The organism is Microbulbifer sp. (assembly GCF_051659245.1).
In the GTDB taxonomy this organism is placed as follows: domain Bacteria; phylum Pseudomonadota; class Gammaproteobacteria; order Pseudomonadales; family Cellvibrionaceae; genus Microbulbifer.
In genome coordinates this window covers 1-13,320 of the sequence record NZ_JBOFOC010000111.1, presented here as the reverse complement: position 1 = coordinate 13,320, position 13,320 = coordinate 1, and the positions used below count along the sequence as shown (strand labels likewise).

Below are 13,320 nucleotides of genomic sequence, written 5' to 3'. Positions count from 1 at the left end.
GCCGCGCGCACCGCCCGAATCCCGAATCCCGAATCCCGAATCCCGAATCCCGAATCCCGAATCCCGAATCCCGAATCCCGAATCCCGAGTCCCGAGTCCCAAAAATCCTACCAGCCGCAATTTCTGTCCCTGTTCTGTTCTCCCAGATAGGCCATCAACGGCTGGAAATAATCGATAATCGCCGATGCGTCCAGTTCCCGTTGGCCGGTCAGCGCTTCCATCGCATCGGGCCAGGGTTTGCTGGCGCCCATGGCGAGCATTGTGCGCAGCTTTTCACCGGCCGCGTCGTTTTTATAGATGGAGCAGCGGTGCAGCGGGCCGGTTTCTCCGGCCGCTTCGCAGAGGGCGCGGTGGAACTGGAACTGCTGGATACGCGCGAGGAAGTAGCGCGCGTAGGGGGTATTGCCCGGGATATGGTACTTGGCGCCCGGATCGAAATTGGCCTCGGAGCGCTCCACCGGCGCCTCGATGCCCTGGTACTCCTCGCGCAGCTCCCACCAGGCCTTGTTGTAATCCCCCGGTTGCACCTCGCCGTTGAACACCTGCCAGCGCCACTTGTCCACCAGCAGGCCAAAGGGCAGGAAGGCGATCTTGTCCAGGGCCTGCTGCATCAGGTAACCCAGGTCCTTGTCCTCGCTGGGCACCTCGTTCATCAGGTCGATCTGCTTCAGGTATTTCGGGGTGATGGACAGCGCAATGGTGTCGCCCACCGCTTCGTGGAAACCGTCGTTGGCACCCTCCTTGTACAGGAAAGGCTGGTCCTTGTAGATGCGCTGGTAGAAGTTGTGCCCCAGCTCGTGGTGAATGGTGACGAAGTCCTCACTGGTTTTCTGGATGCACATCTTGATGCGCACATCGTCCTGGCCGTCCATATTCCACGCGCTGGCGTGGCACACGACATCGCGGTCCCGGGGTTTGGTGAACTGGGAACGCTCCCAGAAAGTCTCCGGCAGAGGCTCGAAGCCGAGCGAGGTGAAGAACTGCTCGCCCACCTTGACCATGTCCTTCTCGCTCATGCCGGAGTCCACCACCAACTGGGTCAGGTCGTAGGGCGCCTGCATGTCTTCGTCTTTCACCAGTTCGTAGATGTTGCCCCACTCCTGGGCCCACATATTGCCCAGCAGGTGTGCGGGTATCTTGCCCTGGGGCGGTACCACATCGTCGCCGTAGTGCTCGTTCAACTTGGCGCGCACATGGCAGTGCAGCGCCTCGTACAGCGGCTTGACCTTGTTCCACTGCGCGTCCATATCCTCGGCAAAGGCGTCCGGGGCCATATCGTACTTGGAACGCCACATCACGCTCAGGTTGTCGTAACCCAGCTCCTCGGCGCCGGCGTTGCCGATCTCCACCTGGCGCTGGTACAGGGGCTTCATGGGCGGCGAGACCTCGCGCCAGCCCACCCACAGCTCTTTCAGCAACTCCGGATCGCGGTTCTCGGCCATGACCCGCCCCATTTCGGTGAGGCCGTAACACTTCTCCCCGCCGCCCTCTTCCCTGCAGTATTTGCCGGAGCCGTACATGCCCTGCAGCTTGGAGCCGATCTGCGCCAGTTCCGCGGTCAGTTCGGGGGCCCTGGGTGCCGGGAACACCAGCCCCTGCTTGAGCATTGTGAGCTGGCGGCGGGTTTCCGGGTCCAGATCCAGGTCGTCGAACCTGGCCGCCTCGGAGGCCAGCTCCACAGCCATGGCGGTGTAGCGCTCGTTGGCCAGGGATTCCACATACTGGGAGTCCACATTGATATAGGTGGAAGCCAGCCAACTGGCGTGACTCGACTCCTCGGCCATCTCCTCCAGGCGCGCCTGGGCGTCGTCCAGGAAGGCCCTGGCGTCCTCCGCGGTCAGGTTTGCGGCTTTGTCGGTGCCGTTCGCTTCGGCAGCGGCCGCGGTCGGCTCGGCGGGTTTTTGCTGTGTCTGACGGTCTTCGCAGGCTGCGAGCGCCGCGGCGACAGCCACGGCCAGGGCGAGATTCTTCATGGCTCCCTCTTTTTTTGCTATCGGGTAAACGGTCAAATATGTCACCGTTTATAACACAGGGAGCCGAGAAGAGAGTTCCTACAAGAAAAAGCAGGCAAAAATAGCGCTGGAGGCGGGGAAATCAGCACAAGAAACTTCTGTTTTCTGTCTTCTGATTTCTGTGCCCTGAAAATGGAGGCAGCCCAACCAGCACACCCTCGGCACATGATACCACTGCTACCGTTGCTCCCTTCCGGGCCTGGCGGGGTTCACAGCTGTTCATTGCGAGGGGACCGGAAGGGCCGCCATTGCAAGAGGGCGCGATTATAGAGACTCGAAGGCGCGAGTTCCAGCCCTGCTAAAAGGTTATACTCTGCGCGGCTGGAAGCCATCTCAAAAAAATAGCGAACGGATGCCGTCGGGCGCACGCGCAGCTGTTTTTAAGATGGTTTCCAGAGGCCACTTCCAAGCAAAGAGTTATTCATGCACCTGTTCGTCGACAATCTCACCAATATCGATTTCAGCTACCTGGATCACCAGCGCGGCCTGGTCGGGGAAACCTGGCTGGCCAATGCGGCGCTGGACGGCGCCCTGGACAGCCAGGGCATGGTGTGCGATTTCGGGGTGGTAAAGAAGACCCTGCGCCACTGGCTGGACGACCAACTGGACCACCGGCTGCTGGTACCCACCCGCTCGCCGCACCTCGAGTTAAAACAGGAAGACGGACAGATCGCCCTTACCTGGCACCTGGCCGACGGCGAACGGATCAACCTCTCCGGCCCCGATCAGGCCTTTGCGCTGGTAAAAGTCGAGTCGATCGACGCGGAGAGCGTCGCCGCCTGGAGCGTGCGGCAACTGACCTCCGCCTTCCCCACCAGTGTGGAGCGGCTGCGCCTGGACTTCACCTGCGAGGAAATCCCCGACTCCTACTACCATTACAGCCACGGCCTGAAGAAACACGGGGGCAACTGCCAGCGCATCGCCCACGGCCACCGCTCGCGCATCCAGGTTTTCCTGGATGGCAAACGCAGCAGCGAGTGGGAGCGCAAATGGGCGGAGCGCTGGCGCGATATCTACTTGGGTACCAGCGAGGATCTGCTGGCACAGACGGAGCGGACACTGCAATTCGCCTACTGGGCGCGACAGGGGCATTTTGCCCTGGGCATTCCCGCCGCGCGCTGCGAACTGGTGGACTGCGACACCACGGTGGAACAGCTGGCGCAGTATATCGCCGACACCATCGCCGCGGAACAGCCGGGAAAGGAAGTCAGGGTGCGCGCCTACGAAGGGCTGGGCAAGGGTGCCATCGCCTCCGCCAAAGCGTAAACGAGTGTGAGCTGTTGAACCTGATCATCCTGGAACCAAGCGATTTCGTCGGCCCGGGGCACGCGCGGCTGAGCGGCCGTCGGCAGAAACATATCCTCGAGGTGCACAGGGCGAATCCCGGCGACACTCTGCGGGTGGGGCTTCTGGATGGCGATATCGGCAGCGGCCTGGTCACGGTTCGGGAACCGGGCTTTATCGAACTGCAGGTGGAACTGCAGCGCCCTCCTCCCCCCGCCCTGCCCCTCACCCTGATCCTCGCCCTGCCGCGGCCCAAAATGCTGAAGCGCATCATAGAGCACGCCACTGCGCTGGGGGTAAAAAAGCTCTACCTGATCAACGCCTACCGCGTGGAAAAATCCTATTGGCAGAGCCCCTGGCTGACAGAGGGCAAATTGCGCGAGCAATGCCTGCCGGGTCTGGAACAGTCTGTGGATACGCGGCTCCCGCAGATCGAATTGCGCAAGCGCTTCAAGCCCTTTGTGGAAGACGAGCTATCGGAAATTGCCGCCAATTCATTAAAGCTGGTGGCCCATCCGGTCACGGACAACCCCTGCCCGGTGGATATTCGACAAAACGCCACCCTGGCGGTGGGCCCGGAGGGGGGCTTTATTCCCTACGAGGTGGAGAAGCTGCGGGAGATCGGCTTTGCCGCGGTGCATCTGGGGCCGCGTATTCTGCGTGTGGAAACGGCGCTACCGGTGCTGCTCAGCCGGCTGTATCCCGGACGGTAAGCGCTCTTACGATCAGCAGCCAGGGCGCTCAGCAGAACTCCGGCACTCCTCGCGAATAAAAAAGCCGCGTAAAAACGCGGCTGGAAAGTGGTGGCACCCGCCACCGTCTCACAGAGCGAGGCGCAGGGGGTGGTGCGCCTCTTGGGGAAAAAACAACTCGATAACAATCGAAGCGCGTCTTAAGCCGCCGCGTTTTCCGCGATCGCGGATTTCTGCAGCGCCAGCTTCGGGTCCACATACTCGTAACCCAGTACATCCGCCACTGCCTGGTAGGTCACCATGCCGGCGTGGACGTTCAGGCCTTCCAACAGGTTGGCGTCGTCCAGCAGCGCCTGCTTGGCGCCCTTGTTGGCCAGTGCCACCGCAAACGGCAGGGTGGCGTTGTTCAGGGCCATGGTGGAGGTGCGCGCGACACCGCCGGGCATATTGGCCACGCAGTAGTGCACCACGCCGTCCACCACATAGGTGGGCTCGGTGTGGGTCGTGGGCTTGGAAGTCTCGAAGCAGCCGCCCTGGTCGATGGCCACGTCCACAACCACCGCGCCTTTCTTCATCCGGCTGATTATGTCGCGGGTCAGCAGCTTGGGCGCCGCAGCTCCCGGAATCAGCACCGCGCCGATTACCAGGTCGGCCTCCAGCGCGTGTTTCTCGATCGCGTCGCCTGTGGAGTACTCGGTGCGCACCGCGCCGCCGAAGATATCGTCCAGTTCCCGCAGGCGCGGCAGGGAACGGTCGAGAATGGTCACGTCCGCGCCCATCCCCAGGGCCATCTTGGCCGCGTTGGTGCCGACCACGCCGCCACCGATAATCAGTACCCTGGCCGGGGCCACACCCGGCACACCGCCCAGCAGTACGCCGAGGCCACCCTGGGCTTTCTCCAGGTGGTGGGCGCCGCACTGCACGGACATACGGCCGGCCACTTCAGACATGGGTGCCAGCAGCGGCAGGCCGCCGCGCTTGTCGGTCACGGTTTCGTAGGCGATGCAGGTAGCGCCGGATTTCACCAACAGTTCGGTCTGCTTGGGGTCCGGAGCCAGGTGCAGGTAGGTGTACAGCAACTGGCCGGGGCGCAGCATTTCGCACTCCTGGGGCTGGGGCTCTTTCACCTTGACGATCATGTCCGCACTGGCAAAGATCTCTTCCGGCGTATCCACGATACGGCCACCGGCCTGCTCATACATTTCATCGGAGAAACCAACGGCGGCGCCGCCTTCCCTCTGCACAATCACCTCGTGACCGTTGGCGATCAGCTCCCGTACACTGGACGGGGTGAGGCCGATGCGGTACTCGTGATTCTTGATCTCTTTCGGGACACCAATCAACATTTTTCGACTCCTCGTTTTTTTCCGGCTGGCGCGCCGTTTCGGTGACGGGCACATCATCCTGCTTCTGCGATTTCGCCCAGTATAGGGGCGGGATAAAAGTGTGTTTCTGGCAGTTTTTGCATCCCTCCAGTGGAATCCACTAGAATCCACCAAAATATGACCGCTTTTTGATCAACCGGAGAGCCATCTGATGCGCAAGCGCGCCAGCGAACTGAGCACCATCGACCGCAATATCCTGCGGGTACTGCAAAAGAACGGCCGCACCAGCTATGCCGAACTGGCCCGCCAGGTGGGCCTGACCGCGACCCCCTGCGTAGAGAGAGTCAAAAGACTGGAATCGGACGGAGTGATCCAGGGCTACACCGCGCTGATCAACCCAGAGTTTCTGGATGCGGCCCTGGTGGTCTTCGTGCAGATACGCCTGAACCGCTCGGCCCAGGACGCCTTCGAGGAATTCCGCAACGCCGTGGCGGCACTGCCGGAGGTACAGGAGTGCTACCTGGTTTCAGGCAACTTCGACTACCTGATCAAGGCCCGGGTAGCGGATATGAATGCTTATCGCAAATTCTACGGAGAGACGCTGCTCAGCCTGCCGGAGGTGCTGGAATGCACCAGCTATGTGGTGATGGAGCAGGTGAAGGAGACACTCGAAGTGCCGGTGCACTACAACAGATAATGCGAAATGCGGAATACGCGATCTGATCCCGTGCTTGGCTGGCTCGCGTATTCCGCATTCCGCATTCATCATTCCGCATTAATACCTAATCCCCAGCCTGCGATAGATAAAAGCGATCACCCACACCGGGCCAATTAACAAGAACTGAAGATCCTTGAAGAAAGAGGGTTTTTTGCCCTCGATATGGTGACCGACGAACTGCAGAATCCACATCAGCACAAACAGGACCAGCGCGGTGAGCCACACCGAAAACCCCAGCCGATCCACCACCGACCAGGCCCACAGGCACACCACGCTCAAGGCCGCCATGCCCAGTGCCAGCGGGAAGGACAGCACCAGGTAGAAAAGCAAAGTGGGAATGAGCGCCACCACCGCCCAGTTCATCCAGGGAACGGCGGCCATAAAGGCGGGCTGGGGAATCGCCCACAGCAGCCCGACCACGGTGGCGTAGATCACCGGCACGGCAATCCAATGGATAGCTTTGTTGGTGGAATTCTGGTGGCTCTCGCCATACTCGGAGAACCATTGTTCGGCATTGCGCATCGTCTCGTCCTCGCCGTTCTTATTATCAGACCGATCATCTGTAACCAATGATCAATAATCAATGACCGAAAATGCCACCATGGATCACCTACGCACATAGGCCTCCAGTTGCTGCCGGTACATATCTGCCATTGTCTCGTCGAAACAACAAAAGATTATCTGCTGCGGCTCGCCGTCCCGCTCCAGATGCTGCTGCACTTGTTCCACGGCGATCTCCACCGCCTGCGCCGGCGGATAGTCGTAGACGCCGCAGCTGATCGCGGGAAAGGCGATGGAGTGCATATTCTCGCGCCGGGCCATGGCGAGACACTGGCGGTAGCAACCGGCCAACAGTTCCGGCTCGCCGAAGCTGCCGCCCCGCCACACGGGCCCCACGGTGTGATAGATGCGTTTGACAGGAATGGCAAAGGCGGGCGTGGCACGCACTTCCCCTACCGGGCAGCCCCCGAGTTTGCGGCAGGCTTCCAGCAGCTCGGGACCCGCCGCCCGGTGGATAGCTCCGTCTACCCCACCACCACCGAGAAGCCGCTGGTTGGCGGCATTGACGATAACATCGACTTTTAATCGAGTGATATCACCGAGATAGACTTCGATCACTCAGTATCTCCAACCTGCACACACTCGCAGAGGTTGGATGGCCCGAAAAACTCGACCGGGCAGCCCCAGCACTCGACGGTGGCGCGATGCTACTACTGCGGGACACTTTGTCACTGCGCTTACTATCACGATAGCAGCTCAAGAGAGAGGGAAGCCGGTTGGTAAAAGTTTGTAGGAATCGAAGATCCCGACGGAGAGCTGCTTCCAGACCAGGCCCGGCACCGAGCGCCGCCACCGCCGGCGGCAGCGAACGCCCACCGAGAGAATAGTCACTGTCGCGTAGAGGTCAATCCGCGACACCTTGCTAAAAACCCTTAAGAACAGGCACCGCAGCTGCTTTTTTGTGTTTATTGCGCTCAAATCTACTAATTCGCTGGCACGAGCTCAATCGGCAAACTACATATTGGAGAAACATTCGGAAAATCTGACATCACTATGGGTATCTGTTTGGACGAGCTGCGCCTGATGGTGATTCGTCCCACCCTGAAGCACCTGAGGGCTTGGTCTGCGGGAATGGAAAACCTGCTGCTGGGCACCGCGGCCCGGGAGTCACAACTGGGCTTCCACCTCAAGCAAGGCCGCCGCCACGGACTGGGTATCTACCAGATCCAGCCCCACACCCACCGACATATCTGGGACCACTACCTGATCGATCACCCGGCCCTGGCCTCCAAAGTGCGCGGTCTGGCCAGTCAGCGGGACTTCCTGCACCACCCCCACAGCGAACTGGCCACCAACCTGCGCTACGCCACCGCCATCGCCTGGCTGATCTACCACTCCGCGGGCGTCGACGATGTGGAGGAAAACGATGTGGCGGCCATGGCGCGACTGTGGCACCAGTACTTCCACCACGGCCCCGTGGCGACGGAACAGGATTTCCGGCAGAGCTACGCCCAGTTGGTAAAAAAGGGGAAGGGGGGCATTACAGATTCAACGCATCGATATAGCGCGGTTCATCCAACTCCTCATCCGGCACCCAGGAGTGGACCTGCCGCTCGAGCGGGTAATCGCCCTTCCCGCCAGCCGCTGGCATAGAGCGGTCCAGCTCCAGGCTCTCGAAATCGTACAGGTCCCGATCCGCCAGTTGCGACGGCGATACCCGGGTGAGTGCTGAGAAGATGTTTTCAGTGCGGCCGGGCGACTTCCTGTCCCACTCCCGCAGCATCTGCTTGATCGCCTGCCGCTGCAGGTTTTCCTGGCTTCCGCACAGGTTGCAGGGAATGATCGGAAACGCCTTGTACCCGGCAAAACGCTCCAGGTCCTCTTCGCGACAGTAGGCCAGCGGGCGAATCACAATATTGCGCCCGTCGTCCGCGCGCAGTTTCGGCGGCATGGCCTTCAGGCGCCCCCCGTAAAACATATTCAGGAACAGCGTTTCGACGATATCGTCCTTGTGGTGCCCCAACGCCACCTTGGTCGCGCCTATCTCCTCGGCAAAACCGTACAGCGTGCCCCGGCGCAGGCGTGAGCAGAGGCCGCAGGTGGTCTTGCCCTCCGGCACCACCTCTTTCACCACCGAGTAGGTGTCCTTCTCCACGATGTGGTAAGGCACGCCCAGGGACTGCAAATACTCCGGCAACACATGCTCGGGAAACCCCGGCTGTTTCTGGTCCATATTCACCGCCACCAGCTCGAACCGCACCGGCGCCGTCTTCTGCAGGTTGAGCAGAATATCCAGCATCGCATAGGAATCCTTGCCACCGGACAGGCACACCATGATCCTGTCGCCCTCCTCGATCATATTGAAGTCGGCGATGGCGCGGCCCACGTTGCGGCGCAGGCGCTTTTGCAGCTTGTTGAATTCGAGCCGCTCGCGGCGGTTTTCCAGGTCGGTCATGATCTTTAATTTCTCTGTGCAATTCACCGGAAGGGCAGGACTTCGATTGACGGTCGGGAGTTCGGGACCCGGATAGGAATACCGAACTCCAAAGCGAAGGCCCTGATGCCGGTGGCTGTTTGCGGGACCTTCTGCGGCCATGGATGGCCGCGGAGAGCGTACAGGGACGTATTCACAGCGTGTCCCGCAAACAGCCACCGGTAGCAGGGCCGCCCCTAAGCTACCTAAAGACCGGGGCCGCGATTGTACGCATTTCGATCAGGGGCTGCACGCCTCCACCGGCGATTCGCCCAGCAGCGCCTGCACGCAGGGCCAGACATGGTCCAGCAGGGCCGCCTGGGCCATCGCGGTGGGATGAATGCCGTCCGCCTGCATGGCCCCTTCCCGCAGGGCCACCGGCTCCAGGAAGAAGGGAATCAATGGCACCGATTCCGCTTCCGCCACTTGGGGGTAAACCGCGGCAAAGGCCTCGGTATAGGCCCGGCCGTAGTTGGGCGGCATGCGCATGCCCAGGATCAACACCTCGGCGTCGGCCTCCCTGGCCAGGCGCACCATCCTCTGGAGATTCTGCTGCAGCGCGCGGGGCGCATAACCGCGCAGGCCGTCGTTGCCGCCCAGCTCCACTATCAGCCAACGCGGCTCGTGCTCCCGCAGCAGCCGCGGCAGCCGGGCCAATCCACCGGAGGAAGTCTCCCCACTGATACTCGCGTTCACCACCTCGACCGGGCTGTCTCCACCCTTCAACCGCTCGCGCAACAGCTGCACCCAGCCCTGGCTCTCATCGAGGCCGTAAGCGGCACTGATGCTGTCCCCCAGCACCAGCAGGGTATCGGCACCGCGCGCCTGGGCCAACGGGACCGACAGCAACAATAGCGGGACAAAAGCCCTTATCAGCCCCCGGAAAAAATCTGTCCTCATGTCATACTCTCCACTGCCTTACGCGTATATCCAAGGAAGCTCTATGTCCACCAAGCTCACGGCTGCGTCCACCAACCTCACGGCTGCGTCCACCAAGCTCTCGGCTCTATCCGCAATGCTCAGGGCTGAAAGCCTGCACCATCATGTACCCACCGGCGAGGGTCCGCTGACCCTATTAAATAATATTTCCCTGCAACTCGCCCGCGGCGAATCCCTGGCCATCACCGGCGCCTCCGGCTCCGGCAAATCCACCCTACTGGGCCTGCTGGCCGGGCTCGACAGGCCCAGCGAAGGCCGCATCTGGCTCGCCGGCGAGGAGATCACCGCGATGGACGAAGAGCAGCGCGCCGCCCTGCGCGCCCGCTGCGTGGGCTTCGTATTTCAGACATTTCAATTGCTGCCGGGACTCACCGCGCGGGAAAACGTCATGCTGCCCAGCGAACTGCGCGGCGAACGCAGCGCCGCCAAACGCGCCGGGGAATTCCTCGCCCGGGTGGGTCTGGAACACCGGGTGCACCACTACCCGCGGCAGCTCTCCGGCGGCGAGCAGCAGCGCGTGGCCATCGCCCGCGCATTCGCCAGCTTCTCCGGCGACGACGGCATACTCTTCGCCGACGAGCCCACCGGCAGCCTGGACGCCGGCAACGGCGAGAAGGTTATCGAACTGCTGTTCAAACTCAATGCCGAATCCAACACCACCCTGGTGCTGGTTACCCACGAGCAGCGCCTGGCGGAGCGCTGCGGCTCCCACCTGCGTATGGCCGCGGGAGAGGTAATGGCCGGAGAACCCGATAGCGGCAGCCTGTCGGAGGTGTCCATCTGATGCCCGCGCTCAAGCACTCCCTGCTGTCGCTCAGGCTGCTGGCGAGAGACTGGCGCGGCGGCGAACTGGCGCTGATCGCCACCGCCCTGGTACTGGCGGTGAGCTGCGTGACCGCCATCGCGCACTTCACCGACCGCCTGACCCGCGCCATGCATATCCAGTCCCAGACCTTCCTCGCCGCCGAGCGGCTGGTGAACAGCAGCCAGCCGGTGGACAGCGCCTGGCTGGACAAGGCGCGCGAGTCCGGGTTGCAGCAGGCGGAAACGGTGCAGTTCGCCTCCATGCTCGCCGCCGGCGACGAATTCCAGTTCGCCGCGGTCAAAGCGGTGAGCGACGGCTACCCGCTGGTGGGCCACCTGGAAATGCGGGCCCGCGAGAGCGACCCTAGCCGTGTGGTACAGGGCGGGCCGCCCCCCGGAGAAGTCTGGCTGGAACCGCGGCTGCTGCCGCTGCTGAAGCTGGAAATCGGCGACAGCCTGCAACTGGGAGACACCCAACTGACCGTCAGCGGCCTGCTGGACCACGAGCCGGACCGCAGCGACAACCTCTTCTCCATGGGCGCGCGGCTGCTGATGAACCTGGACGACCTGCCCGCCGCCAATATCCTGCAGCCGGGCAGTCGGGTGCGCTACCGCTACCTGTTTGCCGGCGACGATCAGGCCCTGGAGCAGTACTTTACCTGGCTGGAGCCGCTGCTGACCGAGCACCAGCGGGTAATCGACCTGCGCGAGGGCCAGCCGCGGGTAGCCTCGGCGCTGGACCGCGCGGAGCGCTTCCTGTACCTGGCCGGCAGCCTCGCGGTGCTGCTCGCCAGCGTCGCCGTGGGCCTGGCGGCGCGCCGCTACAGCCTGCGCCACACCGCCTATGTGGCGGTGATGAAAAGCCTGGGCGCCGGCCGCGGCAAAGTGCTGGGAATCTACCTGGGGCAGTTGGCGGCGCTGACCCTGATCGCCACCCTGCTGGGCCTGCTGATCGGCAGCCTGGTACAGTCCCAGGCGGTATCGCTGATGGCGGACTTCTTCCCGGTGGAGCCGCCCCCCAGCCATTGGTCGCCGTTGATCGTCGGCCTGGCCACCGGCTTTGCCTGCGCCCTGGGCTTCGCCCTGCCGCCGCTGTTCCGCCTGGCGCGCACCGACCCCATGCAGACGCTGCGGCGGGACTGGAGCAATCCGGACCGGCGCGAATGGCTGGGCCTGGTACTCGGCCCCACCAGCATGCTGCTGCTGATCTGGTGGCTGTCCGGCAGCCTGGCGATCACCGCGGCGCTGTTCGCCGGCATGGCGCTTCTGGTGGGCGGCAGCGCGCTGGCCAACCAGCTTCTGATACGCGGCAGGCTGGCGACCCTCGGCGGCAGCTGGCGCATCGCCCTCGGCAGCCTGCAGAGGCGCGCGGCCTTCAACACCCTGCTGATCGCCGCCTTCGGCACCGGCCTGCTGGCCATGCTCGCCCTGGTGTTCGCGCGCACCGCGCTGATCGACGAGTGGCGTATGCAGTTGCCCGAGAAGGCGCCCAACCACTTCCTGATCAATATCGCCCCCACAGAGGTAGACGGCCTGCAGGCCATGCTCGCGAACAACAAGGTCACCAGCACCGAGTTCTACCCGATGGTGCGCGGGCGCCTGACCGCCATCAACGGCGAACCCACCAAGGACCGCAGGGAGCAGGACAACGCCCTGCGCCGGGAACTCAACCTGAGCTGGACCGACACCCTGGCGCCGGACAACCGTATTCTCGAAGGCGAATGGTGGGACGAGGCGGGCGAGGGCCGCTCCGAAGAGAGAAGCGAGCAAGGGGTCAGCGTGGAAGTGGAACTTGCCGCGCGCCTGGGCCTGGCCCTGGGCGACAGGTTGCGCTTTTCCATCGGCGGCCTGGAAATCGAGTCTCCGGTGGCCAGCTTCCGTTCCCTGGACTGGAACAGCATGCGGCCCAATTTCTACATGCTGTTCGCTCCCGGCGCCCTGGAGGACTTTCCCGCCACCTATATCACCAGCTTCTATTTGCCGCCGGAGCAGAAACTGCTGGTCAACGACCTGGTGCGCAATTTCCCCAGCGTCAGTGTGATCGAGCTGGACAAGATCATCCAGCGAATCCGCGACACCATCGACCAGGTCTCCCTGGCCATCGAGTCGGTGATGGTGCTGATGCTGGTGGCCGGGGTACTGGTACTGGTAGCCGGTGTGCGCGCCAGCATCGCCGAGCGTTTGCAGGAGGCGGCAATTATCCGCACACTTGGCGGCCGCCGCCGCCTGCTGCTGCACAGCCTGATGCTGGAATTCGGCCTGCTGGGCATCGCCGCCGGCCTGCTCGCCGCCGCCGGCGCCGAAGCGACCCTGGCGGTGCTATCGCAAAGAGTGTTCGACCTGCCGTTTGTCGCCCATCCGATGCTGTGGCTGCTGGGCCCATTGGCAGGCGCGCTGCTGGTGGGCACCGCCGGCACCCTGGCGTGCCGCAGCTCGGTGAGCGAACCGCCGCTGAAAGTTTTACGCGAATTGGCCTAAAAAAAGAACTGAACCCTGTAGGAGCGGCGGGGCGCCATCCGCCCATGGCCGCGATCTCTCGTGCTACGTAGTACAAGTCCGATCGCGGCCATGG

General features: G+C 62.7%; 12 protein-coding genes and 1 other RNA gene. 6 read left to right on the top strand and 7 right to left on the bottom strand.

The features are described 5' to 3' along the window. Positions 1-107: 107 nt before the first annotated feature. Together ACRC0P_RS11675 and ffs are read right to left on the bottom strand one after the other, a co-directional pair. Positions 108-1,973: a M2 family metallopeptidase gene (locus ACRC0P_RS11675; RefSeq protein WP_438631061.1), complete on the bottom strand. Its 1,866-nt coding sequence runs from the start codon at positions 1,971-1,973 to the stop codon at positions 108-110. Positions 1,974-2,154: 181 nt separating this feature from the next. Continuing rightward, an RNA gene (ffs, locus tag ACRC0P_RS11670) (signal recognition particle sRNA small type) lies at positions 2,155-2,251 on the bottom strand. A 184-nt stretch (positions 2,252-2,435) separates the two neighbouring features. On the opposite strand from ffs, the gene ACRC0P_RS11665 reads away from it, so the two are divergent. After that, positions 2,436-3,278, top strand: coding sequence for a 6-carboxytetrahydropterin synthase (locus tag ACRC0P_RS11665; protein WP_438631059.1), 843 nt, complete (start codon positions 2,436-2,438; stop codon positions 3,276-3,278). Positions 3,279-3,292: 14 nt separating this feature from the next. Further along, positions 3,293-4,009, top strand: a complete 717-nt coding sequence (locus tag ACRC0P_RS11660; RefSeq protein ID WP_438631057.1) for a 16S rRNA (uracil(1498)-N(3))-methyltransferase — start codon at positions 3,293-3,295, stop codon at positions 4,007-4,009. A gap of 179 nt (positions 4,010-4,188) precedes the next feature. Here ACRC0P_RS11660 and ald read toward each other — a convergent pair whose 3' ends face one another. Then, positions 4,189-5,334, bottom strand: a complete 1,146-nt coding sequence (gene ald / locus ACRC0P_RS11655; RefSeq protein WP_438631055.1) for an alanine dehydrogenase — start codon at positions 5,332-5,334, stop codon at positions 4,189-4,191. Between the two features lie 190 nt (positions 5,335-5,524). On the opposite strand from ald, the gene ACRC0P_RS11650 reads away from it, so the two are divergent. Beyond that, positions 5,525-6,010 (top strand): Lrp/AsnC ligand binding domain-containing protein, encoded by a 486-nt coding sequence (locus ACRC0P_RS11650; RefSeq protein ID WP_438631053.1) that lies wholly within the window; start codon positions 5,525-5,527, stop codon positions 6,008-6,010. A gap of 78 nt (positions 6,011-6,088) precedes the next feature. Here ACRC0P_RS11650 and ACRC0P_RS11645 read toward each other — a convergent pair whose 3' ends face one another. Both ACRC0P_RS11645 and ACRC0P_RS11640 read right to left on the bottom strand, forming a co-directional pair. Next, positions 6,089-6,553, bottom strand: a complete 465-nt coding sequence (locus ACRC0P_RS11645) for a DUF962 domain-containing protein (protein ID WP_438631051.1) — start codon at positions 6,551-6,553, stop codon at positions 6,089-6,091. A gap of 84 nt (positions 6,554-6,637) precedes the next feature. Beyond that, positions 6,638-7,150, bottom strand: a complete 513-nt coding sequence (locus tag ACRC0P_RS11640; protein ID WP_438631049.1) for an O-acetyl-ADP-ribose deacetylase — start codon at positions 7,148-7,150, stop codon at positions 6,638-6,640. 435 nt (positions 7,151-7,585) lie between these two features. On the opposite strand from ACRC0P_RS11640, the gene ACRC0P_RS11635 reads away from it, so the two are divergent. Next, entirely contained in the window at positions 7,586-8,185 is a 600-nt protein-coding gene (locus ACRC0P_RS11635; RefSeq protein ID WP_438631047.1) for a hypothetical protein, read from the top strand. Here ACRC0P_RS11635 and ttcA read toward each other — a convergent pair. Continuing rightward, positions 8,073-8,987 (bottom strand): tRNA 2-thiocytidine(32) synthetase TtcA, encoded by a 915-nt coding sequence (gene ttcA / locus ACRC0P_RS11630; RefSeq protein WP_438631045.1) that lies wholly within the window; start codon positions 8,985-8,987, stop codon positions 8,073-8,075. The two genes, ACRC0P_RS11635 and ttcA, sit on opposite strands and share 113 nt — an antisense overlap. A 258-nt stretch (positions 8,988-9,245) precedes the next feature. Further along, positions 9,246-9,905 carry an arylesterase gene (locus tag ACRC0P_RS11625; protein WP_438631043.1) on the bottom strand — a complete coding sequence of 220 codons (660 nt, stop codon included), beginning with the start codon at positions 9,903-9,905 and terminating at the stop codon, positions 9,246-9,248. Positions 9,906-10,020: 115 nt separating this feature from the next. On the opposite strand from ACRC0P_RS11625, the gene ACRC0P_RS11620 reads away from it, so the two are divergent. Both ACRC0P_RS11620 and ACRC0P_RS11615 read left to right on the top strand, forming a co-directional pair. Further along, positions 10,021-10,728, top strand: coding sequence for an ABC transporter ATP-binding protein (locus ACRC0P_RS11620; protein ID WP_438631063.1), 708 nt, complete (start codon positions 10,021-10,023; stop codon positions 10,726-10,728). Continuing rightward, positions 10,728-13,226 carry an ABC transporter permease gene (locus tag ACRC0P_RS11615; RefSeq protein WP_438631041.1) on the top strand — a complete coding sequence of 833 codons (2,499 nt, stop codon included), beginning with the start codon at positions 10,728-10,730 and terminating at the stop codon, positions 13,224-13,226. The genes ACRC0P_RS11620 and ACRC0P_RS11615 overlap by 1 nt, the downstream gene beginning before the upstream one ends. Positions 13,227-13,320: the final 94 nt, after the last annotated feature.

Bases quoted from the DNA above. Each gene is read 5' to 3' on its own strand.
- ACRC0P_RS11675 (WP_438631061.1), bottom strand. From the start codon at position 1,973: ATGAAGAATCTCGCCCTGGCCGTGGCTGTCGCCGCGGCGCTCGCAGCC.
- ACRC0P_RS11665 (WP_438631059.1), top strand. From the start codon at position 2,436: ATGCACCTGTTCGTCGACAATCTCACCAATATCGATTTCAGCTACCTG.
- ald (WP_438631055.1), bottom strand. From the start codon at position 5,334: ATGTTGATTGGTGTCCCGAAAGAGATCAAGAATCACGAGTACCGCATC.
- ACRC0P_RS11650 (WP_438631053.1), top strand. From the start codon at position 5,525: ATGCGCAAGCGCGCCAGCGAACTGAGCACCATCGACCGCAATATCCTG.
- ACRC0P_RS11645 (WP_438631051.1), bottom strand. From the start codon at position 6,553: ATGCGCAATGCCGAACAATGGTTCTCCGAGTATGGCGAGAGCCACCAG.
- ACRC0P_RS11635 (WP_438631047.1), top strand. From the start codon at position 7,586: ATGGGTATCTGTTTGGACGAGCTGCGCCTGATGGTGATTCGTCCCACC.
- ttcA (WP_438631045.1), bottom strand. From the start codon at position 8,987: ATGACCGACCTGGAAAACCGCCGCGAGCGGCTCGAATTCAACAAGCTG.
- ACRC0P_RS11625 (WP_438631043.1), bottom strand. From the start codon at position 9,905: ATGAGGACAGATTTTTTCCGGGGGCTGATAAGGGCTTTTGTCCCGCTA.
- ACRC0P_RS11620 (WP_438631063.1), top strand. From the start codon at position 10,021: ATGCTCAGGGCTGAAAGCCTGCACCATCATGTACCCACCGGCGAGGGT.
- ACRC0P_RS11615 (WP_438631041.1), top strand. From the start codon at position 10,728: ATGCCCGCGCTCAAGCACTCCCTGCTGTCGCTCAGGCTGCTGGCGAGA.